Genomic DNA, 26272 nt, shown 5'->3' with positions numbered 1-26272 from the left:
CGCCGGGGCGGGCCGGCGGCCTCAGCTGCCGTGCGCCGTCATGCGGACCTCGCTGACCTCGCGCAGGTCCGGGCCCGAGCCGCTGAAGCGGTCCAGCGCCAGGTAGATCACCGGCGTGATGTACAGCGTCACCGCCTGCGAGACGATCAGCCCGCCCACCACGGCCAGGCCCAGCGGCTGGCGCAGCTCGGCCCCCGCGCCCAGGCCCAGGGCGATGGGCAGGGCGCCCATCAGCGCGGCCAGCGTCGTCATCATGATGGGCCGGAAGCGCAGGCGGCAGGCCTCGCGGATGGCCTGCTCCGGGCTCATGCCGCCGGCGCGCTGGGCGTCCAGGGCGAAGTCGATCATCATGATGGCGTTCTTTTTCACGATGCCGATCAGCATCACGATGCCGATGGTGGCGATGATGGTCAGCTCCATGCCGAAGAGCTCCAGCGTGGCCAGCGCGCCCACCGCGGCCGAGGGCAGGCCGGCCAGGATGGTCACCGGGTGGATGTAGCTCTCGTAGAGCACCCCCAGCAGCACGTAGATCACCGCCAGCGCCAGCACGATGAGCAAGACCTGACCCCCTTGCGAGTCCTGGAACACGGCCGCGTCACCGCCGTAGCTGGTGATGATGGAGGGCGGCAGCTGCATCTCGCGCACGTAGCCGTCCAGCTTGGCGGTGGCCTGACCCAGGGGCACGTCCGGGGCGAGGTTGAAGGCCACGGTGACGGCCTGCAGCTGCCCCTGGTGGTTGACGGCCGTCGGGCCCAGGCCGCGCTGCACGGTGGCGAAGGCCTGCAGGGGCACCAGGGTGCCGTTGCGGCCGCGCAGCTGGATCTTGGCGAAGGCGTCCTCGGTGCCGCGGTCCTCGGGGCTGGCCTCCATGATCACCTGGTAGGTGTTGCTCTCGGCATAGATGCTGGAGACCTGGCGCTCGCCGAAGGCGTCGTAGAGGGCGGAGCGCAGGTCCTGCATCTGCACACCCAGCAGATTGGCACGCTCGCGGTCGATGAGCAGGTTGGCCTGCAGGCCGCGCTGCTGGGAGTCGCTGGTGACGTCGCGGAACATGGGGTCGCCGCGCAGCTTCTCCTGCAGCTTCAGCGCCCACTGGTTGAGCTCGCCGGCGCTGACGGACTGCAGCGAGTACTGGTAGCGCGCCTTGCTCTGCCGGCCGCCCAGCTGCAGGTTCTGCACCGGGCGCAGGTAGACGGCGATGCCCGGCACCTTGCGCAGCTCCTTGCGCAGGCTTTCCAGCACCTGGGGCATGGGCGCGCGTTCCTTGCGGGGCTTGAGGTTGATGAACATGCGGCCGTTGTTGACCGAATTGCCACCGCCACCGCCCGCGCCCAGCGCGGAGGCCACGCTGGCCACGGCCTCGTGCTGGCGCACGATCTCGGCCAGGCGCTGCTGCAGCTGCTCCATGGCGGCGTAGCTGATGTCCTCGGAGGCTTCGGTGCTGGCCTGGATCTGGCCCACGTCCTCCTCGGGGAAGAAGCCCTTGGGGATCAGCGTGTACTGGATGAGGGTCGCCACGAAGCTGGCCAGGGCCACCGCCAGCACGGCCTTGCGGTGCGCCAGGGCCCAGTCCAGGCTGCGTTCGTAGGCGCCCAGCACGGCGCTGAAGCCGCGCTCGAAGGTCTTGCCCAGGGCCGACTCCTCGACGGCGTGGTGCGGCTGCAGAAAGCGGCTGCACAGCATGGGCACCAGGCTCAGGGAGACCACGGCCGAGACCAGGATGGACAGCATCACCACCACCGCGAACTCGTGGAAAAGCAGGCCGATGACGCCCGGCATGAAGAAGATGGGGATCAGCACCGCCACCAGGGAGATGGAGATGGAGAGGATGGTGAAGGCCATCTCCCGCGCGCCGCGGATGGCGGCGTCGAAGGGTGCCATGCCGTCCTCGACGTGGCGCACGATGTTCTCCAGCATCACGATGGCGTCGTCCACCACCAGGCCCACGGCCAGGGTGATGCCCAGCAGGGAGATGTTGTCCAGGCTGTAGCCCAGGGCGTAGAGCAGGGTCAGCGCGCCGATCAGCGAGATGGGCAGGGACAGGGTCGGGATCAGCGTGGCGACCGCGCGGCGCAGGAAGAGAAAGATCACCAGCACCACCAGGGCCACGGTCAGCGCCAGGGTGAAGTACACGTCGTGCAGGGACTCGCGAATGGACAGCGAGCGGTCGTTGAGCGTGCTCATCTGCACCGAGGCCGGCAGCTGGGCCGCCATGCGCGGCAGCATGGCCTTGACGGCGTCGACCACGGCCACGGTGTTGGCATCCGGCTGGCGCTGCACGGCCAGGGTGATGGAGCGCTCGCCGTTGAAGCTGGCGTAGGACTTGGTGGTCTCGAAACTGTCCTGCACCTCGGCCACGTCGCGCAGGAAGATGGGCTGGCCGTTGCGGCTGGCAACCACGATGGCGCCGAACTCCTTGGCGTTCCTCAGCTGCTTGTTGGCCTGGATGGTGAGGGTCTGGCGCGCGCCGTCCAGCACGCCCACCGGCGTGTTCGCATTGGCCGAGCGGATGGCCGCCTGCAGCTCCTCCAGCGTGATGCTGCGCTGGGTGAGGGCCTCGGTCCGGGCCTGGATGCGCACGGCGTAGCGCTTCTGGCCGAAGATGGACACCTGGGCCACGCCGTTGATGGTCGAGAGGGCCGGGGTGATGAGGTTCTCGGCGTAGTCGTTGAGGTCCGAGAGGTTCAGCGAGGGCGAGGTCAGGGCCACCATCAGCACCGGCGCGTCGGCCGGGTTGACCTTGCGGTAGGACGGCGGCGAGCTCATCTCGGTGGGCAGGGCGCGCAGGGAGCGGAACAGCGCGGCCTGCACGTCCACGGCCGCGGCGTCGATGTTGCGGCTGGGGTCGAACTCCAGGGTCAGCGAGGTGCTGCCCAGGATGTTGGTGGACGAGATGCTGGACAGCCCGGCGATGGTGGAGAACTGCTTCTCCAGCGGCAGCGCCACCGAGGACGCCATGGTCTCGGGGCTGGCGCCCGGCAGGCTGGCCTGCACGTTGATCACCGGCGTGTTGTAGGAGGGCAGGGCCGCGACCGGCAGCTTGGAGAAGGCCGCCAGGCCTGCGATCACCAGCGAAAGGTTCAGCAGCACAGTCATCACCGGCCGCCGGATGAAGAGCTCGGTCAGTCTCATGCCCCAGCTCCCGAGGCCACCGCAGAGACCGCGTTCGCCGCGCTCGCCGCGCTCGCCGCAGTGTCAGCCCGCTGCGCACGGCCCGGGTCGACGGCGGCGGGCTGCACCTTCAGCGGTGTGCCGGGCCTCAGGTTCTGCTTGCCCTCCAGCACCACCTGCTCGCCGGCCTCCAGGCCCTCGACGACGGCGAAGTCGCCGAAGCCGTAGCGCAGCTGCACGGTCTTGAGCTGGGCTGTCTTGTCGGGGCCGACCACATAGAGCGTGCGCTCGGCGCCGCGGAGGATCAGTGCGGCCTGGGGCACGACCACGGCGTTCTTCAGCGTGCGCAGCGTCAGGCGCACCCGCACGTACTGGCCCGGCCACAGCTGCTGGCCGGCGTTGTCGAATTCCGCGCGGGCCTTGATGGTGCCGGTGCTGGCATCGACGAGGTTGTCGACAAAGCCGAGATGGCCCTTCAACGCGGGCTCTGCGGACTTGCTCTTGCCCCGCGGCGCGCCGGGCAGGCTCACCTGCACGTCCAGGGCTTCGGTCTTGCCGTCGGCGTCCGGGCGCACGGCGGCGAGCAGGGGCTGCAGCTGCGTCTCGGGCACGACGAAGCTCACGCCGATGGGCGAGAGCTGCGCGATGTTCAGCAGCGGTGTGGCCGTGGCATTGGCCTGCACCAGGGCGCCGGGCATGGCGTTGACCAGACCGGCACGGCCGGACAGCGGGGCGCGCAGCTCGTTGTAGCTCAGGCTCACCTGTGCGGCCTGCACCGCGGCTTCGTCGGACTGCACCAGGGCGCGCAGGGACTCGACGTTGGTCAGCGCCGTGTCCACCGCACTCTGGGCGACGAAGTTCTGGCGCAGCAGGTCCTGGGCGCGCTGGAGCTGGCGTTCGGCGTCGGCGAGGCTGGCGCGGTCGCGCGCGAGCTGGGCGCGGGCCTTGTCGAGGTTGGCACGGTCGGTCCGGTCGTCGAAGCGGAACAAGACCTGACCCTTGCTGACCATCTGCCCGTCCTTGACCAGCACCTCGCGCACCGTGGAGGTGGTCTGGGCGCGCAGGTCCACGCTCTGCAGCGTGGCCACGGTGCCGGCGGCCTCGATGCTCACCGGCACGTCCTGGCGCTGCACCGTCACCACGCCCACGGCCTGCGGGGCCGGCGTGCCCTTGCCGCCTGCCGCCGAGGCCGCACCGGCGGCGGGCGGCGTGGCGCCGGGCTCTGTCGGGGTGGACTTCCAGCGCCAGGCAGCGGCGGCGAGGATCAGCAGGAGGACGGTGGCAACGACGGGCGTGCGGCGCATGGGGCTTGTCTTTCTGGCCTGGGTCCGGGGCCAGCAGGTCCGCACGCGAAGCGGCGGAACCCGGGCAAGCCGCGGGCTCAGCAGGTGAACTGGAGAGAAGTCCCGAAGCTTAGCCGGGCGGGCTCGCCAGCGTATTGCCCCGATGTGAAGTCAGCGCATGACTTTATGCACGCAGCAAGGCTAGGGCCAGGCGCGCACCGGCGCGGGCGTTGTGGCGGACCAGGGCGATGTTGGTCGCCAGGCTGCGGCCGCCGGTGAGCTCCTTGATGCGGGCCAGCAGATAGGGCGTCACGGCCTTGCCCTGGATGCCCTGGGCCTCGGCCTCCTGCAGGGCCTGCGCGGTGATGCGCTCGATCTCCTCGCGCGGCATGGCCTCGTCGGCGGGCACGGGGTTGCTGATCACCACGCCGCCGGCCAGGCCCAGGCTCCATTTGGTCCGCAGGAAGCGGGCCTGCTCGGCGGGGTCGTCGATGCGGAAGTCGGCCTTGAGGCCGCTGTCCGGCGTGTAGAAGGCCGCGAAGTTGTCCTGGCCGATGGAGAGCACCGGCACGCCGTGCGTCTCCAGGTACTCGAGGGTGAGCGGCAGGTCCAGGATGCTCTTGGCGCCTGCGCAGACCACGGCCACCGAGGTGCGGGCCAGCTCCTGCAGATCGGCCGAGATGTCGAAGCTGGTCTCGGCGCCGCGGTGCACGCCGCCGATGCCGCCGGTCACGAAGACCTGGATCCCCGCCAGCTGCGCGCAGATCATGGTGGCGGCCACGGTGGTGGCGCCCACGCGGCCGCTGCTCAGCGCGTAGGGCAGGTCGCGGCGGCTGAGCTTGAGCGCGTCGGGGCTCTGGCCCAGCAGTTCCAGCTCCTCGTCCGCCAGGCCGATGCGGATCTTGCCGCCCATCACCGCGATGGTGGCCGGCACGGCGCCCTCGGCCCGCACGATGGCCTCGACCTCGCGGGCCGTCTGTACGTTCTGCGGATAGGGCATGCCATGGGAAATGATGGTCGACTCGAGGGCGACGATGGGGCGGCCCTGTTCGCGGGCTCGGGCGACTTCAGGGGCGAAGATCAGGGGCAGGTTCATGGCGTGGTCTCCTCCAGGAGGGCAGGGCTCAGCAGCGGCGACACCGTGGCCGCGCTTTGCAGGGTGAGGGCGGCCAGGCGCTGGCCCAGCCGGCAGGCGGCGGCCAGGTCCTGCGGCGCGCGCTGCAGGCCGGCGATCACGCCGGCCGAGAAGGCGTCACCGGCGCCGGTGACCTCGACGATGTCCGCCACCGCCGGTGCCGGCACGCGTGCCAGCGGCTGGCCGGCCCAGGCGCAGCGGACCTCGCCGCTGCCCTGAGTCAGCACCAGCCCCTGCAGGCCGCGGGATTGCAGCAGGGCCCAGGCTTCGTCCAGCGCGGCTTCGCCGTCCAGGGGCAGCCCGGTGCAGGCAGCCAGTTCGTCGCGGTTGAGCAGCAGCAGGGTGAGGCCGCGCAGGTCCTGCGGCAGCCGGTCCATCTTGGGCACGGAGGCCGCCACGGCGGCGAGCCGGCGCGGGCCGGCCGCGGCCTCTGCCATCAGGGCGGCGACGGTGGCTGCGGGCAGGTTCAGGTCCAGCACGGTCCAGCTGGCGCTGCGGCGCAGGGCCTGGGTGGATTGCAGGAAGCCGGCGTCCAGGGCTTCGCAGGCCTGCATCTGGGCCAGGCCGATGATGAGCTCGCCCTGCGCGTCCAGCACCGCGGTGTAGCTGCCGGTGGGAAGCTCGGCCAGCTGCAGGCTGCCCTGGGTGCGGATGCCCAGCGCGGCGGCCTCGGCGAGCAGGGCCTGGCCGGCGGGGTCCTGGCCCACGGCGGTCAGCAGTTGCACGGAAAGGCCCAGGCGGGCGAGGTTCTCGGCGATGTTGCGCGCCACGCCGCCCGCGCTCTCGAGCTGTGAGGCCGGATTGGAACTGGCCAGGCGCGCCGGGCCCGTCGTGCGCAGCTTGCGGTCGCGGTTGGCGGCTCCGATGCACAGCAGCTGGCGCGGCTCGGCCAGCACATAGGCGCGGCCCAGGATCAGGCCTTCACGCGTCAGTTGGGCGAGCTGGTGGGTGAGGGTGGAGCGCGCCAGGCCCAGCTGGGCGGCGAGGGCATCCTGGGTGATGAAGGGCTGCTCGCGCAAAAGGGCGAGCAGCCGCTGCTTGGGGCTGTCCATCCAGACATTCTAGACAAATGTCTGGACGATTGGACAAATGTTTGAAGCAAAGGCTCAGGCTGTGCCCGCTGCCTCGGCCGCAGGCCCTGCACGACGCTGGGCCACCTTGGCGGCCAGTGCAAAGACCACCAGCGCGGCGCCGCCGATGGCGGCCTCGGACTGCAGCATGCCGTTGTTGCCCCAGTGGGTCTGGGAGTAGCCGGCCACCAGGGTCATCCAGCTGAGCGGCATGTTGGCCAGGGAGGCCAGCAGGCTGTACTTGGTGGCGGCGGCGCCCTTGCCGATGGCTTCCAGCACCACGGCGGCATAGCCGGTGTAGCAGAGGCCGGTGGTCAGGGCATAGAGCGTGGTGAAGATGACGAAGCTGGACTCGCTGTGCGGGGCCGCGGCCATGGCCAGGGCGCACAGGGCCTGCAGTCCACCGAAGAGGCAGTAGGCCCACTTGCGGTCCATGCGGTCGCAGATGAAGCCACCCAGCAGGCTGCCGCCGGCCGACACGATGCCGCTGAGCACCCCGGTGACGAGGGCGACGGTGGCCGGCCTGGCATGCCAGTCCGCTGCCACCACCGACCACAGATTGCCGGCGCCGCCGCTGCCGATGGGCAGGAAGCACACCAGGATGGCCAGCAGGCCCAGGCGGGAGCTTGCGACCTCCCAGAGGTCCTTGCCCGCGGCGCGGGCGCTGGCCTTCAGGCTGAAGCCCTCGTTGCCGCTTTCGGGAGCGGGCTCGCGCACCAGGGGCAGGGCGGCGGCGCAGGCCAGGGTCAGCACGGCCATCAGGCAGCTGGTGAGCATGGCGGACACGTGCAGGTCCTCCATCATCCACAGCGCCAGGCCGCCGCCGAGGCTGGCGCCGGCCATGTTGCCGGCCTGCATCCAGCCGGCGGCCCGGCCCTTCTCCTCTGCTGGCGTGGCGTGTGCCATCAGGCTCTCCACCGACATGCCCAGCAGGCTGGCGGCGATGCCGGCCGCCACGGCCACGGCCGTCAGGAAGGGGATGGATTCGAGCCTGTAGGGCGTCATCCCCGTGATGAAGATGCCCGCGGCCGAGCCCACGCAGCCGATCAGGTACCAGGTCTTGCGCGTCAGCGTGAGGTCCACGATGGGCGCCCAGAGGAACTTGACCGCGTGCGGCATGAAGGTCACCGCCAGCAGTCCGGCGATGGCTTCGGCCGGCACCTTGGCCTGGGCCAGTGCATAGGCCGCGGCGATGGCCAGGTAGCCGCTGAGGGCACTGAAGGGGGCGAAGAGAACGAAATAGACGGCCGGGTGCGAGGCCCGGTGCGAGGCCGGGCGCAGGGAAGAGGCGGACATGGGGAGATGCTCTGGAAGCCCGGGGGGCGGGGCGATGCGGCATTGTCCCCGGCCTGCGTATAGTCACTGCTCCGCATCTACCCAGGGGCGCGTCCGGGCCCCCCGCCGCATGAGCACTTCCGGAACCTCCCCCGAGCTGGACCCCCGGCTGCTGCAGTGGCTCAACCTGCTGCTGCAGGAAGGCAGCGTCAGCCGCGCCGCCCTGCATGCCAACGTGACGCAGTCGGCCATGAGCCATGCCCTGCGCCAGATGCGGGCGCATTTTGGCGACCCCCTCCTGGTGCGGGCCGGGCGCGGCATGCGGCTCAGCGCGCGGGCGGAGTCCCTGAAACAGCCGCTGCAGCAGGCCCTGCGCCAGCTGCAGGAGGTGGTGGCGCCGCAGCCCGGCTTCGAGCCCGCGGCCGGTGCGCATGCCTTCCGCATCGCCATGCCCGACTATGGGGACCTGGTCCTGGCGCCGGCGCTGCTGGGTCGGCTGCGCCGGCTGGCGCCGCAGTCCACCCTGCATTGCGTGCAGCCCAGCGACTTCGACCTCCTGCAGGCCGCCACGCAGGTCGACCTGCTGATCGGCCGCTACGAGCAGGCGCCGCAGAGTCTGCACCGGCGCGTGCTGTGGGATGAAACCTTCGTGGTGATCGCCAGCCGACGGCATCCGCGCTGGCAGGCGGACGCCATTACGCTGGACGACTACCTGGCGGAGTCGCATGTGCTGGTGAGCCCCACCGGCGTGGGGCTGGGCCCGGTCGACAGCTGGCTGCAGCGGCAGGGGCGCCGCCGGCATGTGGCCTGCACCTTCACGCAGTTCGCGAGTGCGGCGCGGCAGGTGGCCGAGAGCGAGCTGGTCTGCACCCTGCCGCGGCGCGTGGCGCTGGGCCTGTCCCGGCATCTGGCGCTGCGCTGCTGGGAGCCGCCGCTGCCGCTGCCCTCGCATGCCGTGGTGATGCTGTGGCACGCGGCCCAGCACCGCGATCCGCGCCACCGCTGGCTGCGCCAGCAGGTGGTGGCGGCCCTGCGGGGAGGCTGATCAGGCGGCTTCGGCGCGCGTCTCGAGGGGCTTGTCCAGCGGCTTGTCGAGGGGAGGCAGTCCCGGCAGGCGCCGCAGCAGCCGCTCGCCCACTCCGGCCAGGGTCGCCGCGTCCTGCTGGTGGGTGCCGTATTCGACATGGGGCGGCAGGTACTGCATGCCCAGCATGCCGGCCGTGCGCTGCAGGGGCTTGAGCAGCTCGCTGAGGCTGTACTCGTTGAAGCCGCCGGCCTGGTAGTCCTCTGCGGTGCCGCCGGCGCTGATCACGGACCACCACTGCTTGCCGTGCAGCGTGCGGACCCCGCGGCCATAGGCCCAGCCATGCTGCAGCACCTCGTCCATCCACGTCTTCATCAGCGGCGGCACGGAGTACCAGTACAGCGGATGCTGGAAGACGATGCGCTCATGGGCCAGCAGCAGGGCCTGCTCGCGGGCGATGTCGATGCGGCCATCGGGGTATTGCTCATGGACCAGGTTGAGCGTGGTGCCCGGCAGCGTGCGCCAGGCCTCGGCCCAGCGACGGTTGATGTTGGACTGGCCCAGGCGGGGGTGGAAGAGGTGGACGAGTGTTTTCATGGCTGCCACGGTATCGGGCCCGGGCGGCCCCGACTGCCATCGGCCCTCATGTCGGCCATGAGCGGCATTCATGGGTCGCAGGACCCGCTAGGATCCAGGGCCCATCCCCACTGCCGGCCCGGGCCGGCCTGAGCCTCCGATGTCCGCCCATCCGTCTGCCAGAGCCTTCCTCGTCGACCTCGACGGTACCCTTGTCGACACCGTCGGCGACTTCGTGGCCGTGCTGGCCCTCACCCTGGCCGACCTCGGCCTGCCGCCGGTCTCACGGGCGTGGGTGCTGCAGGCCGTGGGGCGAGGCAGCGAGCAGCTGATCCGCTCGGCCCTGCGCGAGGTGGGCGGCGATGCCGGGCTGTACGAGGCGGCCTGGGCCCGCTACCAGGCGCACTACCTGCAGCTCAACGGGCAGGCCTCGGACCTGTTCCCGGGCACGGTGGAGGGCCTGGACCTGCTGAAGGCGCAGGGCCTGCCCATGGCCTGCCTGACCAACAAGCCGGCGCGCTTTGCCCGCGACCTGCTGGCGGCCAAGGGGCTGGCGGGCTACTTCGACCGGGTGTTCGGCGGTGATGATTTCGAGCGCAAGAAGCCCGATCCGCTGCCCCTGCTCAAGACCTGCGAGGCCCTGGGCGTGCGGCCGCAGGAGGCCTGGATGATCGGGGATTCAAGCAACGACGCGCAGGCCGCGCATGCGGCCGGCTGCCCGGTAGTGCTGCTGCGCCATGGCTACAACCACGGCGAGCCCATCGATGCCGTGCCGGCCCTGGCGCACCTGGACCGGCTGGACCAGATCGGGCGCCTGCTGGCGCCCTGAGCGCCTCGTGGGCCGGCCTGCCGCTCAGCGGCTGCGGCCCTGGGCCTGAATGCCCAGCAGGGCATCCTTGAGCTGGCCATCCGCCGGGTTCTTGCCCAGCCAGATGCGCATCAGCGTGGTGAAGAACTCCGGCTCCTTGATGGGCTCGCCCTGCACCTTGCCGTTGACCGAGATCACCGTGCCGGTGCCGGGGACGAAGTCCACGGCAAAGCCCTCACCGGAGCTCATCTTCTTCTTGGCTGCAAAGACTTCGGCGATGCGCATCACGCCGGGGATGGACTTGGAGAAGTCCTCGGGCGTGGCGTTGTCCTGCATGCCCTTCGTGAAGAGCTTGCCGAGCTCGTTGGCATCGATCTCGCGCAGCATGTGGATGGACAGGCGCTTGGGGCCACTCATGCCGAACACGCCGTCGGGCGTGCCGGTCTTCTCCTTGAGGTAGAGGCCGGCGGTGTAGACCTTGAAGATGGCCTTGTAGCGGATGCCCGCACCATTGAGCACCAGCTTCTGGCCACCCAGTTCGGCCTGGGGCTCGTACTTCACCCCGGCCAGTTCCACGGCCTGGGCCTGAGCGCCCAGGGGCATTGCCAGCGCTACCAGCGCTGCAAGAATCAAACGACGCATGTCTCGCTCCAAGGATGTCTGCATGACAGCTGCAGAACTTGTAAAAAGGAGTATGTCTGAACGGCGAAGGCTTGAGCTAGGGGCAGGTCTCAGTTTTCGTGTAGCACTGCTACACTCGCCCGCACTATGTTCATCACGCGCAAGCAGATCAAGGGGTCGAACGACCGGGGAGCCTGGCCCTGGCGATGCCCGTCCGCCTTCACCCACTGAAGCGCCTGGCCTGCTTGCCGGCCCCGGTTCCCGGGGTCCACACTTCCGCGTCATTTCCTCGTAGTTCCCGCGAAAGCTGTTGCGAATCCGTGCGCCGGTGCTGCCTCTGGCAGCGCCGCGGCATGTCAGCCAGGCTGATCTGTACGATCGGGCTCCGCCGCCCCTGGGCCGGTGCCCCTGACATCGCGAGAAGAGAACGTGATCACCGAACTCGAATTCCAGAGCTTGGCCGCAGAAGGCTACAACCGCATCCCTCTGATCAGCGAGGCCTTTGCGGACCTTGAAACCCCGCTGTCCCTCTACCTGAAGCTCTGTGCCGGTGCCGGCCAGGGGCGCTACAGCTTCCTGCTGGAGTCCGTGGTGGGCGGCGAGCGCTTCGGGCGCTACTCCTTCATCGGCCTGCCGGCGCGTACCGTGCTGCGCAGCCACGGGCAGCGCACCGAGGTGCGCCGCGATGGCGAGGTGGTCGAGACCCACGAGGGCAACCCCCTGGCCTTCATCGAGGCCTACCAGCAGCGCTTCAAGGTGGCCCTGCGCCCCGGCATGCCGCGCTTCTGCGGCGGTCTGGCCGGCTACTTCGGCTACGACGCCGTGCGCTACATCGAGCCGCGCCTCGCCAAGACCGAGAAGCCCGGCGGCCTGGACACCCCCGACGTCATGCTGCTGCAGTGCGAGGAGCTGGCCGTCATCGACAACCTGTCCGGCCGCCTCTACCTGATCGTCTATGCCGACCCGGCCCAGCCCGAGTCCTACTTCAAGGCCAAGAAGCGCCTCGCCGAGCTGCGGGACAAGCTCAGCTACAGCGTCTCGGCGCCGCAGGTGAAGCGCGGGCAGTCGCACCCGGTGCTGCGCGAATTCGCCAAGGCCGACTACCTCAGCGCCGTGCTGCAGGCCAAGGAGTACATCGCCGCCGGGGACATGATGCAGGTCCAGGTGGGCCAGCGCCTGTCCAAGCGCTACACCGAATCCCCGCTGAGCCTCTACCGCGCGCTGCGCTCGCTCAATCCCAGCCCCTACATGTACTTCTATGACATGGGGGACTTCCAGATCGTCGGCGCCTCGCCCGAGATCCTGGTGCGCCAGGAGCGCACGGCAGAGGGGCAGAAGGTCACCATCCGCCCGCTGGCCGGCACGCGGCCGCGCGGCGCCACGCGCGAGCAAGACCTGGCCCTCGAAGCCGAGCTCAAGGCCGACCCCAAGGAGCGCGCCGAGCACCTGATGCTGATCGACCTGGCCCGCAACGACATCGGCCGCATCGCCACCACCGGCAGCGTCAAGGTGACGGATGCCTTCGTCATCGAGCGCTACTCGCACGTGATGCACATCGTCAGCAATGTCGAGGGGCAGCTGCAGCCCGGCGTCAGCAATATGGACGTGTTCCGCGCCACCTTCCCTGCCGGCACCCTCACCGGCGCGCCCAAGGTCCGGGCCATGGAGATCATCGACGAGCTGGAGCCCGTCAAGCGCGGCATCTACGGCGGCGCCTGCGGCTACCTCAGCTACGCGGGCGACATGGACCTGGCCATCGCCATCCGTACCGGCATCGTGCAGGACCAGATGCTCTATGTGCAGGCCGCGGCCGGCGTGGTGGCGGACTCCGTGCCCGAGCTGGAATGGAAGGAAACCGAGGCCAAGGCACGGGCCCTGCTGCGCGCGGCCGAGCTGGTCGAGGAGGGCTTCTGATGCGCCCCGCACCGACCCTCGAGCTGGTGCTGGTGGGGGACCGCGACGAAGCCATCACCGCCCACCGCGCCATCCCCCTGGCCCTGGACCTCGCCAGCCAGGCGCTGGATCAGCCCCTGCAGGCCCGCTGGCTGGCCACCGACGAGATCGGTGACGGCAGCGCGCTGCATGCCGCCCACGGCGTCTGGTGCGTGCCGGGCAGCCCCTACCGCAGCATGGACGGCGCCCTGCGCGCCATCCGCCAGGCGCGCGAGAGCGGCCAGCCCTTCCTGGGCACCTGCGGCGGCTTCCAGCATGCCGTGGTCGAGTACGCCCGCCATGTGCTGGGCTGGGTCGACGCCGAGCACGAGGAGACCGCCGGGGCCGGCGAGCGGCGGGTGATCCATCATCTGGCCTGCGAGCTGGTGGAGCAGCACGAGCGGCTGGCCCCTCTGCCGGGCACGCGCCTGCATGCCGTCTACGAGGGGCAGCCCTTCAGCGAGGGCTACCGCTGCCGATTCGGGCTCAACCCCGACTTCGTGGCGGCCCTCACCGCGGGGCCACTCAAGGCCGCCGCCCAGGGGCCGGCCGGCGATGTGCGGGCGGTTGAACTGGCCGGGCATCCCTTTTTCGTGGCAGCGCTGTTCCAGCCGGAACGCCAGGCGCTGCAAGGCAATCTGCCGGGCCTGGTCAGGGCCTGGGTCGAGGCTGCGGCCGTGCGCGCCGCTGAACAGGAGGCGCGCTCATGCTGCTGATGATCGACAACTACGACAGCTTCACCTTCAACCTGGTGCAGTACTTCGGCGAACTCGGGACCGAGGTGAAGGTGGTGCGCAATGACGAGATCACCGTCGGCGAGATCGCGGCCCTGAAGCCGGCGCACCTGGTCTTCTCGCCCGGTCCCTGCTCACCTGCCGAGGCCGGTGTCTGCGTGGAGGCCATCCGTCACTTCGCGGGCAAGCTGCCCCTGCTGGGCGTGTGCCTGGGCCATCAGAGCATGGGCGCGGCCTTCGGGGCCAACATCGTCCGCGCCAAGACCCAGATGCACGGCAAGACCAGCGTGATCCACACCGACCAGCAGGGCGTGTTCGCCGGCCTGCCGCAGGACTTCACCGTGGTGCGCTACCACTCGCTGGTGGTCGAGGAGGCGACGTTCCCCAAGGAATTCGTCGTCACCGCCCGCAGCGAGGACGGCGAGATCATGGGCCTGCGCCACCGCGAGCTGGCCGGCACAGCCACGCCGCTGGAGGGGGTGCAGTTCCATCCGGAGTCCATCCTGTCCGAGCACGGCCATGCCATGCTGAGGAACTTCCTGCAGCTGCGGAAGTGAGAGGCCGCCCCGCCGGGTCCCGCGGCGGACGGCGCCAAGCGAAGACCGATTGCCAAGGAGTAGTCAGGCCATGATTGACTTGCGAAGCGATACCGTCACCCAGCCCACGCCGGCCATGCGCGAGGCCATGAGCGCTGCGCCGCTGGGCGACGATGTCTTCGGTGACGACCCCAGCGTCAACGCGCTGCAGGAGGACCTGGCCGCGCGGCTGGGCTTCGAGGCCGCGCTCTTCATGCCCACGGGCACGCAGAGCAATCTGTGCGCGCTGATGGCCCACTGCCAGCGCGGCGACGAATACATCGTCGGCCAGATGGCCCACACCTACCGCTGGGAAGGCGGTGGCGCGGCGGTGCTGGGCTCCATCCAGCCGCAGCCCCTGGTGCAGCAGCCGGACGGCAGCCTGCTGCTGGCCGACATCGAGGCCAACATCAAGCCCGACGACGCCCACTTCGCCCGCACCCGGCTGCTGACCCTGGAGAACACCATCGGCGGCAAGGTGCTGCCCATGGACTACCTCGCCGCGGCCTCGGAGCTCGCGCAGCGCCGTGGCCTGGCCCGCCACCTCGATGGCGCGCGGCTCTTCAACGCAGCCGTGGCGGTGGACGCGGCCGACCCCTACGCCGCGGCGCGCCGCATCTGCAGCCATTTCGACAGCGTCTCCGTGTGCTTCTCCAAGGGCCTGGGCGCGCCGGTGGGCTCGGTGCTGTGCGGCTCGCGCGACTTCATCAAGGCCGCCCACCGCTGGCGCAAGATGGCCGGCGGCGGCCTGCGCCAGGCGGGCCTGCTGGCCGCCGCGGCCCACCATGCCCTGGACCATCACGTGCGCCGCCTGGCCGAGGACCATGCCCTCGCGCGCCGGCTGGCCGAGGGCCTGGCCGGGGTGCCAGGTCTTGCCATCGAGGCGCCGCAGACCAATATCGTCTTCGCCGATGTGGGCGACACCGCGCGCGCGGCCGGCCTGCTGCCCTTCCTGAAGGAGCGCGGCGTGCTGGCCACGGGCCTGTACCGCCTGCGATTCGTGACCCATCTGGACGTCGATGCGGCGGGCGTGGACCGCGCCATCGCCGCCGTCCGCGACTACTTCAAAGCCTGAACGGAAACCGTCATGCCCATCACCGATAACGAAGCCCTGACGCGGACCATCGAGCACCGCGAGATCTTCCACGACGAGATGCTGACCCTGATGCGCCGCATCATGAGCGGGGACATGTCCCCCGTGATGGCCGCGGCCCTGCTGATCGGCCTGCGCGTCAAGAAGGAGACCATCGGCGAGATCACCGCCGCCGCGCAGGTGATGCGCGAGTTCTCGGTCAAGGTCCCGCTGGGGCCGAAGCCGCATCTGGTCGATGTGGTGGGCACCGGCGGCGATGGCGCCCACACCTTCAACATCAGCACCTGCTCGATGTTCGTGGCCGCGGCGGCCGGCGCGCAAGTGGCCAAGCATGGCAACCGCAGCGTCTCCAGCAAGACCGGCAGCGCCGACGTGCTGGAGGCCCTGGGCGCCAACATCATGCTCAAGCCCGAGCAGGTGGCGGCCTGCGTGGCGCAGTGCGGCATTGGCTTCATGTTCGCGCCCAACCACCACCCGGCCATGAAGAACATCGCCCCGGTTCGCAAGGAGCTGGGCGTGCGCACCATCTTCAACATCCTGGGGCCCCTGACCAACCCGGCCGGCGCGCCCAACATCCTGATGGGCGTGTTCCATCCGGACCTGGTCGGCATCCAGGTGCGCGTGATGCAGCGCCTGGGCGCCGAGCACGCCGTCGTCGTGTACGGCAAGGACGGCATGGACGAGATCTCGCTGGGCGCGGGCACGCAGGTGGGCGAGCTGAGGAACGGCGAGATCCGCGAGTACGAGATCCACCCCGAGGACTTCGGCCTGGCCATGGCCTCCAACCGCAGCCTCAAGGTCGCCGGGCCGGAAGACAGCCGCCAGATGCTGCTGGGCGCCCTGGCCGACGAGCCCGGCCCCGCGCGCGACATCGTGCTGCTCAACGCCGGCGCCACGCTCTACGCTGCCAATGTGGCGGACAGCATCGGCGACGGCATCGAGCGCGCGCGCGAGGCCATCCGCAGCGGCGCGGCGCGGGCCAAGCTCGACCAGTTCATCGCGACCACGCAGGCCCTGGGCGCCGCATGAGATCCAATGCCGCCCTCTGGCGCCGCCTGCGGGATGACATCCCCCAGGCCCGCCAGGTGCTGCTGCCGCGCGTGGAGGTGCACCCGCTGTCCTGGGGCCTGGGCCTGACTGGCACGGCGCTGGGTCTGTGGGGCGTGCCCCTGCTGCCCGACGCCTGGCGCACGGGCGCTGGCTGGCTGGCCCTGGGCCTGGTGGTGGCCGGCATGGCTGCCTGGGGCCTGCTGAGGCGCGAGCACCTGGGCTGGCGCCTGGATTTCGCCACGCGCGAGCTGGCGCCCGTGGGCGTTGATGGCGAGCCACGCCGCCTGGACGGCCCTGGCTGGGGCCTGTATTGCGTGGGCGGATCCAAGCGCCGCTCACTGGCGCTCGAATTCCGTCACGAGGACGGCGGCAAGGCCCTGCGCGTGCTGGAGACCCGCGGCGGCGCCAGCCGCGAGGAGCATCAGCTCGTGAGCCAGATCGCCGACGCGCTGGCGCAGCGCCTGCAGCTGCGGCGCGAGGGGCTCAGCCTGTGAGCGCGCCGATCGCCAGCCTGCACACGACATCCTGACTCAAGGCCAAGACCATGTCCGACATCCTGAACAAGATCAACGCCGTCAAGCACGAGGAAGTGGCCGCGGCACGCGCCGTGCGTTCGCTGGCCAGCCTGCGCGACGAAGCCGCGGGCCAAGGCCCGGTGCGGGGCTTCGTGGCCTCGCTGCGCAGTGCCATCGCGGCCGGGCGTAGCGGCGTCATCGCCGAGATCAAGAAGGCCAGCCCCAGCAAGGGCGTGCTGCGCGAGGACTTCCGCCCTGCCGAGATCGCGCAGAGCTATGCCCGCCACGGCGCGGCCTGCCTGAGCGTGCTGACCGACCGCCCCTTCTTCCAGGGCGCGACCGAGTACCTGCAGGCCGCCCGCGCCGCCTGCACGCTGCCGGTGCTGCGCAAGGACTTCATGGTGGACGAGTACCAGATCGTCGAAGCCCGGGCCATGGGCGCGGACTGCGTGCTGCTGATCGCCGCCAGCCTCGATGACGCACTGATGGCCGATCTCGAAGCCTGCGCGCTGGATCTGGGCATGGATGTGCTGGTCGAGGTGCACGACGGCGCCGAGCTGGAGCGCGCCCTGCGGCTGAAGACGCCGCTGGTGGGCATCAACAATCGCAATCTGCGGACCTTCGACGTCACGCTGGACACCACCCTGGGCCTGCTGGACCGTGTGCCGGCGGACCGCCTGCTGGTGACCGAATCCGGCATCCTGCAGCGCGCCGACGTGCAGCGCATGCGGGACCACGGCGTGCACGCCTTCCTGGTGGGCGAGGCCTTCATGCGCGCCCCCGAACCCGGCGAGGCCCTGGCGGCCTTGTTCGCCTGATGCAGGCCTCGCTGCTGGATGACGACGGCGCCCCCGCGGCGGCGCCCAATGCCCTCGCGCGCCCGCTGGGCGAGGTGCTGGATGCCACGCCGCTGTCGCCCGGCTGGCAGGCCGAGGTGGAAGGGTGGCGCCAGAGCGCCGCAGGCCAGGCGCTGGTCGCCTATGTCGAGCGGCGCCAGCGCGAGGGCGCCACGGTGTTCCCGGCCCAGCCGGTGCGTGCCTTGAGCCTGACGCCGCTGGAGCAGGTGCGCGTGGTCATCCTGGGCCAGGATCCGTACCACGGCGCCGGTCAGGCCGAGGGCCTGGCGTTCTCCGTGCCGCCGGGCCAGAAGCTGCCGCCCTCGCTGCGCAACATCTACAAGGAGCTGCAGCGCGACCTGGGCCAGCCGCCGGCGCGCGACGGCCATCTGATCGCCTGGACGCACCAGGGCGTGCTGCTGCTCAACACCTCGCTGACGGTGGAGGAGGGTGCCGCCGGCAGCCATGCGAAGAAGGGCTGGGAAGCCCTCACCGATGCCTTGATCGCCGCCACGGCGGCGCACGCCGCGCCCAAGGTCTACCTGCTGTGGGGCGCCCATGCCCAGGCCAAGGCGCCGCTCATTGCGGCGGCCGGCCCGCAGCACCTGGTGCTGCAAGCCAACCACCCCTCGCCGCTCTCCGCCACGCGGCCGCCCCAGCCCTTCATCGGCTGCGGGCACTTCTCCGCCGCGCAGACCTGGCTGGCGGCGCGCGGGCAGCGCCTGGACTGGCGCGTCTGAGCTCAGGCCCCACCGCCGCGCAGCAGCGTTCCCCGCCCGCCCGCTCCGGGTAGACCCTGGGGCCAGCCCCATGCCGAACTTGGTTCTAAACTGGTATTGTTCCACTTGGTGCGATACCCGTTCGCACCTGTCTGCTACCCCGTGAAACCGCGATCAAAGCCAGGCATCGCCGGTGGATCGGCTGAGTGGGTGGATTTGGATGTAAGCCAGTGCAATACCAATTGACGCTCGGCTAATTCTGGTACTAAACTGGTATTACTATGAACAAGCCCCTGCCTCTGCATCACACCCTGGCGCGCGCTGAGGCGCTGGCCGCGGTGCGCTACCACGTGGGGGTGGATGGCGGCGGCACCGGGACGCGGGTCAAGCTGGCGGACGCCGCCGGCCGCGTGCTGGGTCAGGGCGAGGCCGGGCCTTCGGCGCTGGGGCAGGGCGTGGCCCAGGCCTGGCGCCACATCCTGGACGCCCTGCAGCAGGCGGCCGGGCAGGCCGGCCTGTCGTCGGTGCCGCTGGCCGAATGCGCGCTGGGCGCGGGCCTGTCGGGGGCCAATCTGCTGGCCGACGCGCAGGACTTCATCCGCACGCAGCCCGGCTTCGCCGCGGTACTGCTGGAGAACGATGGCTTCACCACCGTGCTGGGCGCCCATGGCGGCCGCCCGGGCGTGGTGGTGGCGGCCGGCACCGGCACGGTGGGCGAGGTGCTGCGGCCCGATGGCTCGCGGGGCATCGCCTCGGGCTGGGGCTGGATCACCGGTGACGAGGGCAGCGGCGCCTGGCTGGGGCTGCGCGCCATGGGGCATGCCCAGCAGGCCATGGACGGGCGGGTGCCCGTCAGCCAGCTGGCCCTGGCCGTATGGGAGGTGGCGGGCCGTGATCGCGAGTCCATCCTGGCCTGGTGTGCCGCGGCGGGCCAGCACGGCTTCGCGTCCCTGGCGCCGCGGGTCCTGGACGCCGCCGAGGCGGGCGACAAACCGGCCCAGGCTCTTCGCATGCAGGCCGTGGTGGCCCTGGAGCAGCTGGCCCACAGCCTCGATCCCCAGGAGGAATTGCCCCTCGCCCTGGCCGGCAGCATCGCCAAGCGTCTTTTGGCCCATTTCTCAGGCAACATTCGTGCCCGTTGCGTCGAGTCCCAAGGAGATTCGGCCGACGGCGCACTGCTCTTGGTCGGCAGTGCACTCAACGACAAGACGGGTACACGATGACAAAGCTGCCGTTCCAATTCAAGCCTGATCCCGAAGCCGCCTCGCCGCTGTACATGCAGCTGGCCCACAAGCTGGCGCAGGCGATCCGCGAAGGCCACTACCAGGCCGATGAAGCCCTGCCCTCCGAGCGGGTGCTCTCCGAGTCCCTGGACCTCTCCCGCGTGACGGCCCGCAAGGCCATCGACCGCCTGGTGGAGCAGGGCCTGATCATCCGCAAGCGCGGCTCCGGCAACTACATCGCCCCCAAGCTTGAGCAGCCGCTGTCGCGCCTGACGAGCTTCTCGGAGGAACTGCACCAGCGCGGCTTCAAGCCGAGCTCGCGCTGGCTGACGCGCGGCTTCTCGCTGGCCGCGCCGGACGAACAACTCTCCCTGGGCCTGACCACCGGCCAGCGCGTGGCGCGCCTGGAGCGCCTGCGCCTGGCCGATGCCGTGGTCATGGCCTACGAAGTGAGCGTGCTGCCCGAGGCGGTGCTGCCGGACCCCGAGTCCGTCAGCGCCTCGCTCTATGAGCACCTGGGCCGCCTGGGCGGCGCCCCGGTGCGCGCGCTCCAGCACATTCGAGCCATCAACGCCGACTCCCGCCTTGCCAGCCTGCTGGAAGTGCCCGTGGGTCAGGCCGTGCTGTTCATCACACGGGTGGGCTATCTGGAATCGGGTCAGGCCGTGGAGCTGACCCATTCGTACTGCCGCAGCGACTACTACGACTTCGTTGCGGAGATGAGGCGGGATGGATGACCGAAGCACAGCGCACTGACGGATTCGTACTGACACCTGCGGGATTCGTCCGCGGTGTGCTGGAGCATCAAGGGGGCCGCATCACCCGCATCGAGGGTGAGGCGGTCACCGAGTACGAGGTCCGCCACGGATCTCAGGATCTGCCCCTGATCCTCCCCGGCTTCATCGACGTGCATGTGCACGGCGGCGGCGGCCGGGACACCATGGAAGGTGGCGACGCCGCCCGGGCCATCGCCCGGCTGCATGTGCGCCATGGCACGACCTCGCTGCTGGCCACCACCATGACCGCGCCCATGGACGAGATCCGCGCGGCCCTGTCGGCCCTGGGCCCTGTGTGCCGCGAGCGCGAGCCGCAGGCCGCCCGCGTGCTGGGTGTGCATCTCGAGGGCCCCTACATCAATCCCGGCAAGCTGGGCGCCCAGCCCGACTTCGCCCGCGCCGCGCAGCTGGCCGAAGTGCAGGCCCTGCACGCCCTGGCCCCCATCCGCCTGATCACGCTGGCGCCCGAGCTGCCCGGCAATCTGGACCTCACCGAGCAGCTGCGCGCGGCCGGCTTCCAGGTGCAGATCGGCCACACGCTGGGCACCTACGAAGACGGCGTCGAGGCCCTGCAGCGCGGCGCCGGCGGCTTCACCCACCTCTTCAATGCCATGACGGGCCTGCATCACCGCGAGCCTGGCATGGTGGGCGCCGCGCTGGCCCATGCGCGCTACGCCGAGATCATCCCGGACCTGCTGCATGTGCATGAAGGTGCCGTGCGCGTGGCCCTACGCTCCATCCCCTGCCTGTTCTGCGTGACCGACTCGACCGCTGCCGCGGGCATGCCCGATGGCGAGTACAGCCTGGGCCGCCACCGCGTCACCAAGTGCATGGGCGGCGTGCGCCTGCCCGACGGCACGCTGGCCGGCAGCACGCTGACGATGGACCAGGCGCTGCGCAATCTGGTGGGGCTGGGGCTGGAGATGGCGGACGCCTCGCGTCGCGTCTCGACCCATGCCGCGGACTATCTGGGACTCGGGGACCGCGGCCGCCTGGCTGTCGGCGCCTGGGCGGACTTTGTGATGTTGGACCGTGATTTGCAGGTGCAAGGCGTGGTCGTTGAAGGAGATGGAATTGACCTCGCTTGATATCAAGACCCGCATGCTGGAGGAGTGCCTGTCGGCGCCCGCGGCTGTTGCGCGCCAGCTGGCCGCTGACCAGAACGCCTATGCGGCCCTGGGTGAATCGCTGCGCGACGCGCCGCCCAGCAGCCTGCTGACCGTTGCCCGTGGCAGCTCGGACCACGCGGCCCACTACATGGCCTACCTGGTGATGGCGCGCCTGGGCCGGCTGGTCACCTCGCTGCCCATGTCCCTGATCACGCTGTACCAGAGCAAGATCGCCTGCGAGGGCCTGGTGTCCCTGGCTTTCTCGCAATCGGGCCAGAGCCCGGATCTGGTGGCGCCGACGCGCTTCTTCCGTGAAGGCGGGGCACGCACCGTGGCCTTCGTCAACGCCGAGGGTTCGCCCCTGGCCGCCGCAGCGGAGCATGTCTTCTCGCTGCATGCCGGTCCCGAGAACAGCGTGGCCGCGACCAAGAGCTACATCGCGCAGCTGGTGGCCGGCGCCCGCGTGGTCGCCGCCTGGCAGGGGGATGAGGACCTGGCCGCCGCCCTGCAGCAGCTGCCCGACGACCTCGTCAAGGCCGCCGGCCTGCGCTGGGATGCCGCCGTGGAAGCGCTGCGCGGCGCGGACAAGCTCTTCGTGATCGGCCGCGGCACCAGCCTGCCCATCGCACTGGAAGCCGCGTTGAAGTTCAAGGAAACTTGCGGTATCCAGGCCGAGGCCTTCTCCGGCGCCGAGGTCAAGCACGGCCCCATGGCCCTGGTGGAGGAGGGCTACCCGCTGCTGGTCTTCGCGCCGCGCGGCCCGGCCCAGGCCGGCCTCGTGGCCCTGGCCGAGGAAATGCGCGGCCGCGGTGCCCGCGTCCTGCTGGCCGCGCCGGCCGGCACGCCCGGTGCCGAGCTGCCGCTGGCCTGCACCGGCAACGAGGACCTCGACCCCATTGCCGCCATCCAGAGCTTCTATCCCATGGTCGAGGCCCTGGCCCGCGCCCGCGGCCTGAACCCCGACCAGCCGCGCCACCTGGCCAAGGTCACCAAGACCCACTGAGCGAGGCGCCGTCATGACCCAAGCATTCACGCCCGAAGACGCCGGCCAGCTGGTGATGGTCGACATCCAGGGCAAGACCCTGGACGCCGCCACCGCGGCCTTCCTGCGCGAGCACAAGATCCGCGCCGTCTGCCTGTTCCGCAAGAACCTGGGCACGGAAGAGGAAGTGCGCCAGCTGACCCGCGAGCTGCGCGAGGTGATGGGCCCCCACGCCCTGATCGGCCTGGATCAGGAAGGCGGCTCCGTGGTGCGTGCGACCTTCCTGCCTCAGGCGCCCTCGGCCATGGCCCTGGGCGCGGCGGGCGACAGCGAGCTGTGCGAGCGCGTGGGCGCCGCCGTGGCCCGCGGCCTGCGCAGCATCGGCGTGAACTGGAACTTCGCTCCGGTGCTGGACATCAACAACAACCCGGCCAACCCGGTGATCGCCGAGCGCAGCTTCTCCGAGCGCGCCGACGAGGTCACCCGCCTGGCCGGCGCCTGGATGTGGGGCTCGCTGCGCGAGGGCGTGGCCTGCTGCGTCAAGCACTTCCCCGGCCATGGCGACACGCATGTGGACTCCCACCTGGCCCTGCCCACGGTGGACAAGAGCCGTGCCGAGCTCGATGCCCTGGAGCTGCGCCCCTTCCACGCCCTGCGCGAGATCGCGCCGGCGGTGATGACGGCGCACATCGTCTACCCGCAGATCGACCCCGAGTACCCGGCCACGCTGTCCGCCACCATCCTCGGCGGCATCCTGCGCAAGGAGTGGGGCTACGAGGGCGTGGTGATCACCGATGCGCTGATGATGAAGGCCATCTGCGAGCGCTACGGCTATGACCGCGCCGCCGTGCTGGCCCTGCAGGCCGGTGCCGACATGATCCTGGCCCAGGGCTCGCTGGAAGAGCAGGGTCAGTCCTTGCGTGCCCTGCGCGAGGCCTTCGCCCGCGGCGAGCTGACGCCGGCGCAGGGCGCCCGGGCGCGCGATCGCCTGGACCGCCTGGCGCGGGCCTATCCGGTCAGCCACGACGACTATGGCGGCGCCGTCCGCGAGGCCGACGGCGCGCTGATGGCCGAGGCCTGGGCCCGTGGCCTGACGGCCCTGCGCGCCGCGAAGGCGCCTGCGCTGCATGCGCCGCTGCGCGTCTACGTGCAGACCGACGTGCCCACCGACATGGTCAGCGAGGCCGGCCCGACCGGCGCCCAGATCGCCGGCCTGTTCAGCGGCTTCGCGGACGCCGAGATCGTGATGCTGGACGACCTGCTGGGCCTGGACTGGTCGCAGGTACCGCAGGACGGCCGCCAGACCATCGTCGCCTCCACGCACCGGATGCGCTACGGCGCCAATGCCGGCCATTGGCAGCCGGACCTGCACCTCGTGCTGTGGAACCCCTTCCAGGCGCTCGATGTGCAGGGCCCCACCGTCGTCAGCTGGGGCTATGCGGACGGCGCGCTGGCCGCGCTGAAGAGCTGGCTGCAGGGCGAGCTGGCCGCGACGGCCGCATCGCCGGTGAGCCTGGGCTGAGGCCCGCGTCGAACCACAACAAGGACAAGCCATGAGCGCGATCCAGGACTCCTCTTCGGCCAGCCCCCTGCGCTGGGTGCCCAGCCTGTACTTCGTGCAGGGCCTGCAGTTCTTCGTGGTCATGCTGATCGCCAGCATGATGTACAAGACGCTGGGCGTGGAGAACGACCAGATCGCGCGCTGGACCAGCCTCATCGGCCTGGCCTGGGCCTTCAAGCCGCTGTGGAGCCCCTTCCTGGAGCTGATTCCCAGCAAGAAGCGCATCGTCGTGAGCATGCAGTTCCTGGGGGCGGCCGGCCTGCTGGCGGTGGCCCTGACGCTGCAGCTGCCCAGCTGGTTCGGGGCCTCGCTGGCGGTGTTCTTCGTGCTGGCCTATGCCTCGGCCACCCATGACATCGCCTGCGACGGCCTTTACATGGCCTCGCTGTCGGACAAGGAGCAGGCCGCCTACGCGGGCTGGCAGGGGGCCTTCTTCAACGCCTCCAAGTTCCTCACGCAGGGCGGCCTGCTGATCCTCGCCGGACTGCTGGCCGAGCGCTTCGGCCTGAGCAATGCCTGGACGAGCATCTTCGTGATGCTGGGCGTGCTGCTGGCCCTGCTGGCCAGCTACAACGCCGTCGCGCTGCCCAACCCGCTGCCCGCACAGGCGCCCAAGGGCGGAGCCTCGGCGGTCTGGCAGACCCTGGTGGAGGTGATTGCCGACCTGCTGCGCAAGCCGGGCATCTGGGGCTTCATGCTCTTCATCGTCCTGTTCCGCCTGGCGGAAGGCCAGGTACAGACCATCGGGCCCCTGTTCCTGCTGGAGGCGCGCGAGAAGGGCGGGCTGGGACTGACGCAGGAACAGACGGGCGGCGTCTACGGCACGGTGGGCACCGCCGCCTTCCTGGTGGGCAGCATCCTGGGCGGCTACTTCACGTCGAGGCTGAGCCTGCGCCGCGCCATGCCGGTGCTGCTGCTGGCCATGGCGGTGCCCAGCGTCACCTTCTACTACCTGGCTGCGGCACGCCCGACTGACATCATCCACATCGGCGCGGCCATCGCGCTGGAGATGTTCGGTTACGGCTTCGGCTTCGTCGGCATGATCCTCTTCATCATGCAGGTGGTGGCCCCCGGCCGCTTCCAGACCGCGCACTACGCGCTGGGCTCGGGCGTGATGCAGCTGGGCTTCATCCTGGCCCGTTCGTTCAGCGGGGACGTGCAGCTGGCGCTGGGCTACGAGCGCTTCTTCCTCTGGACCATCGCCTGCGGTGCCCCGGCCCTGCTGCTGTACTTCTTCGTCCGCTTCCCCCAGGGCCAGGCCGCCGCCACCCCGGACGCGGCTCCCCAGGCAAGCGCCTTGCCGGCGGGTCGCTGAGCGTTCCGGCATGCGTGCTCACGTTCTTCATGTGGTAGGCCTTGTGCTTGCCTTGTCTCTTGGGCCGGCCTCCGCGCAAAGCGGGGCCGGCCGTTTTTTTGACGATTTCAGCGATGCCGACCTGGCCGGCCTGCAGGCCGCCGGCTGGACGGCTCGCACGGCGCCGGGCCACCCAGGCGTGCCCGGCGCGCAGTGGGGCGAATCCCAGCTGCGGCTGCTCGACGATCCCGCGCACAAGGGCAACCGCCTGCTGCGCCTGGTGGCCGAGACCGACGGCACCGGCCCCGGCACCCGCCAGGCCCAGCTGTGCCAGCAGCGCAAGTTCCACGAGGGGACCTACGCCGCTCGCCTTCGCTTCAGCGACGCGCCGGTGCAGGGCGCGGACGGCGATCCCGTCATCCAGACCTTCTACGCCGTCGCGCCGCTGCGCCACGATTTCGACCCGGAGTTCAGCGAGATCGACTGGGAGTACCTGCCCAACGGCGGCTGGGGCAGCGAGAAGACGCGGCTCTACGGCATCAGCTGGCAGACCGTGCGCATCGAACCCTGGCTGGCCTACAACGGCTCGCATGAGGAGATGGGCGCGCTGGGGGCGGGCGATGCGGCCTGGCACGTGCTGCTGATGCAGGTGGCCGGCGGCCGTGTGCGGCTCTTCCTGGACGGCCGCCAGGTGGCCGAGCATGGCGGGCGCAACTACCCGGTGGTGCCCATGTCCATCAACTTCAACCTGTGGTTCTCGCCCGGCGGCCTGCTGCCCGCAGGCGGCCCGGTACGCCGCTACGAGCAGGACGTGGACTGGGTCTTCCATGCGCGCAACGAGGTCCTGAGCCTGGCGCAGGTCGAGGCGGCCGTGGCCGCCTACCGCCGCCAGGGCAGGGGCCGCGAGGACACCGTGCCCGCCGCACAGCCCGCGCTGGACAGCCGCTGCGATTTCTGAGCCCGCGCCTTG

At 70.5% G+C, this 26272-nt stretch carries 24 protein-coding genes; 17 read left to right on the top strand and 7 right to left on the bottom strand.

Translation table 11 applies throughout. The features are described from left to right. Positions 1–21: 21 nt before the first annotated feature. The 5 genes from O9Y01_RS13345 to O9Y01_RS13325 all read right to left on the bottom strand — a co-directional run bounded on the left by O9Y01_RS13345 (position 22) and on the right by O9Y01_RS13325 (position 7895). Positions 22–3132, bottom strand: coding sequence for an efflux RND transporter permease subunit (locus O9Y01_RS13345; protein WP_269632046.1), 3111 nt, complete (start codon positions 3130–3132; stop codon positions 22–24). Next, on the bottom strand, positions 3129–4415 hold the full coding sequence (locus tag O9Y01_RS13340) for an efflux RND transporter periplasmic adaptor subunit (RefSeq protein WP_269632045.1): 1287 nt from the start codon (positions 4413–4415) through the stop codon (positions 3129–3131). The genes O9Y01_RS13345 and O9Y01_RS13340 overlap by 4 nt, the downstream gene beginning before the upstream one ends. Before the next feature lie 163 nt (positions 4416–4578). Beyond that, positions 4579–5490 carry a pseudouridine-5'-phosphate glycosidase gene (locus tag O9Y01_RS13335; protein WP_269632044.1) on the bottom strand — a complete coding sequence of 304 codons (912 nt, stop codon included), beginning with the start codon at positions 5488–5490 and terminating at the stop codon, positions 4579–4581. Further along, positions 5487–6581, bottom strand: coding sequence for a carbohydrate kinase (locus O9Y01_RS13330; protein ID WP_269632043.1), 1095 nt, complete (start codon positions 6579–6581; stop codon positions 5487–5489). The genes O9Y01_RS13335 and O9Y01_RS13330 overlap by 4 nt, the downstream gene beginning before the upstream one ends. Before the next feature lie 54 nt (positions 6582–6635). Continuing rightward, entirely contained in the window at positions 6636–7895 is a 1260-nt protein-coding gene (locus tag O9Y01_RS13325; protein ID WP_269632042.1) for an MFS transporter, read from the bottom strand. Positions 7896–8004: 109 nt separating this feature from the next. Here O9Y01_RS13325 and O9Y01_RS13320 point away from each other — a divergent pair, with 109 nt between their 5' ends. Continuing rightward, positions 8005–8919: a LysR family transcriptional regulator gene (locus O9Y01_RS13320; protein WP_269632041.1), complete on the top strand. Its 915-nt coding sequence runs from the start codon at positions 8005–8007 to the stop codon at positions 8917–8919. Here the strand turns inward: O9Y01_RS13320 and O9Y01_RS13315 are convergent, their stop codons facing one another. Continuing rightward, positions 8920–9495 (bottom strand): NAD(P)H-dependent oxidoreductase, encoded by a 576-nt coding sequence (locus O9Y01_RS13315; protein ID WP_269632040.1) that lies wholly within the window; start codon positions 9493–9495, stop codon positions 8920–8922. Between the two features lie 139 nt (positions 9496–9634). Between O9Y01_RS13315 and gph the strand changes: the two genes are divergently transcribed. Continuing rightward, a complete protein-coding gene (gene gph / locus O9Y01_RS13310; RefSeq protein WP_269632039.1) occupies positions 9635–10303 on the top strand; it encodes a phosphoglycolate phosphatase in 669 nt (222 codons plus the stop codon). Positions 10304–10327: 24 nt separating this feature from the next. On the opposite strand, the gene O9Y01_RS13305 is transcribed toward gph, so the two are convergent. Next, complete coding sequence (locus O9Y01_RS13305; RefSeq protein WP_269632038.1) at positions 10328–10924, bottom strand: chalcone isomerase family protein; 597 nt, start codon at positions 10922–10924, stop codon at positions 10328–10330. Between the two features lie 408 nt (positions 10925–11332). Here O9Y01_RS13305 and trpE point away from each other — a divergent pair, with 408 nt between their 5' ends. The 15 genes from trpE to O9Y01_RS13230 all read left to right on the top strand — a co-directional run bounded on the left by trpE (position 11333) and on the right by O9Y01_RS13230 (position 26260). Continuing rightward, a complete protein-coding gene (trpE, locus tag O9Y01_RS13300) occupies positions 11333–12817 on the top strand; it encodes an anthranilate synthase component I (RefSeq protein WP_269632037.1) in 1485 nt (494 codons plus the stop codon). Beyond that, positions 12817–13551, top strand: coding sequence for a CTP synthase C-terminal region-related (seleno)protein (locus tag O9Y01_RS13295; RefSeq protein WP_269632036.1), 735 nt, complete (start codon positions 12817–12819; stop codon positions 13549–13551). Before trpE ends, O9Y01_RS13295 begins: the two co-directional genes overlap by 1 nt. Further along, positions 13542–14126 carry an anthranilate synthase component II gene (locus tag O9Y01_RS13290; RefSeq protein WP_269632035.1) on the top strand — a complete coding sequence of 195 codons (585 nt, stop codon included), beginning with the start codon at positions 13542–13544 and terminating at the stop codon, positions 14124–14126. Before O9Y01_RS13295 ends, O9Y01_RS13290 begins: the two co-directional genes overlap by 10 nt. A 70-nt stretch (positions 14127–14196) precedes the next feature. Continuing rightward, on the top strand, positions 14197–15219 hold the full coding sequence (ltaE, locus tag O9Y01_RS13285; protein WP_269632033.1) for a low-specificity L-threonine aldolase: 1023 nt from the start codon (positions 14197–14199) through the stop codon (positions 15217–15219). A 12-nt stretch (positions 15220–15231) separates the two neighbouring features. Then, complete coding sequence (gene trpD, locus O9Y01_RS13280; protein WP_269632032.1) at positions 15232–16266, top strand: anthranilate phosphoribosyltransferase; 1035 nt, start codon at positions 15232–15234, stop codon at positions 16264–16266. Beyond that, positions 16263–16781: a hypothetical protein gene (locus O9Y01_RS13275; protein ID WP_269632031.1), complete on the top strand. Its 519-nt coding sequence runs from the start codon at positions 16263–16265 to the stop codon at positions 16779–16781. Before trpD ends, O9Y01_RS13275 begins: the two co-directional genes overlap by 4 nt. A gap of 50 nt (positions 16782–16831) precedes the next feature. Further along, the gene (gene trpC / locus O9Y01_RS13270) at positions 16832–17620 is read left to right on the top strand and encodes an indole-3-glycerol phosphate synthase TrpC (protein ID WP_269632030.1); all 789 of its coding nucleotides are present in this window, start codon (positions 16832–16834) and stop codon (positions 17618–17620) included. Next, complete coding sequence (locus tag O9Y01_RS13265; protein ID WP_269632029.1) at positions 17620–18378, top strand: uracil-DNA glycosylase; 759 nt, start codon at positions 17620–17622, stop codon at positions 18376–18378. The genes trpC and O9Y01_RS13265 overlap by 1 nt, the downstream gene beginning before the upstream one ends. 260 nt (positions 18379–18638) lie before the next feature. Next, positions 18639–19580 (top strand): BadF/BadG/BcrA/BcrD ATPase family protein, encoded by a 942-nt coding sequence (locus tag O9Y01_RS13260; RefSeq protein WP_269632028.1) that lies wholly within the window; start codon positions 18639–18641, stop codon positions 19578–19580. Continuing rightward, positions 19577–20317: a GntR family transcriptional regulator gene (locus O9Y01_RS13255; RefSeq protein WP_183103958.1), complete on the top strand. Its 741-nt coding sequence runs from the start codon at positions 19577–19579 to the stop codon at positions 20315–20317. The genes O9Y01_RS13260 and O9Y01_RS13255 overlap by 4 nt, the downstream gene beginning before the upstream one ends. Then, complete coding sequence (nagA, locus tag O9Y01_RS13250; RefSeq protein WP_269632027.1) at positions 20314–21444, top strand: N-acetylglucosamine-6-phosphate deacetylase; 1131 nt, start codon at positions 20314–20316, stop codon at positions 21442–21444. Before O9Y01_RS13255 ends, nagA begins: the two co-directional genes overlap by 4 nt. 13 nt (positions 21445–21457) lie before the next feature. Next, a complete protein-coding gene (locus O9Y01_RS13245; protein ID WP_269632139.1) occupies positions 21458–22468 on the top strand; it encodes an SIS domain-containing protein in 1011 nt (336 codons plus the stop codon). 13 nt (positions 22469–22481) lie between these two features. Further along, complete coding sequence (gene nagZ / locus O9Y01_RS13240; protein WP_269632026.1) at positions 22482–23969, top strand: beta-N-acetylhexosaminidase; 1488 nt, start codon at positions 22482–22484, stop codon at positions 23967–23969. 31 nt (positions 23970–24000) lie between these two features. Continuing rightward, on the top strand, positions 24001–25323 hold the full coding sequence (locus O9Y01_RS13235) for an MFS transporter (RefSeq protein WP_269632025.1): 1323 nt from the start codon (positions 24001–24003) through the stop codon (positions 25321–25323). A 52-nt stretch (positions 25324–25375) separates the two neighbouring features. Then, positions 25376–26260, top strand: a complete 885-nt coding sequence (locus tag O9Y01_RS13230; RefSeq protein WP_269632024.1) for a glycoside hydrolase family 16 protein — start codon at positions 25376–25378, stop codon at positions 26258–26260. The last annotated feature ends 12 nt before the right edge of the window (positions 26261–26272 follow it).

The organism is Pelomonas sp. BJYL3 (assembly GCF_027257975.1).
In the GTDB taxonomy this organism is placed as follows: domain Bacteria; phylum Pseudomonadota; class Gammaproteobacteria; order Burkholderiales; family Burkholderiaceae_C; genus Roseateles_B; species Roseateles_B flavus.
Note: the sequence above shows the minus strand (reverse complement) of the source record. Positions and strands in the feature narration are given on the sequence as shown.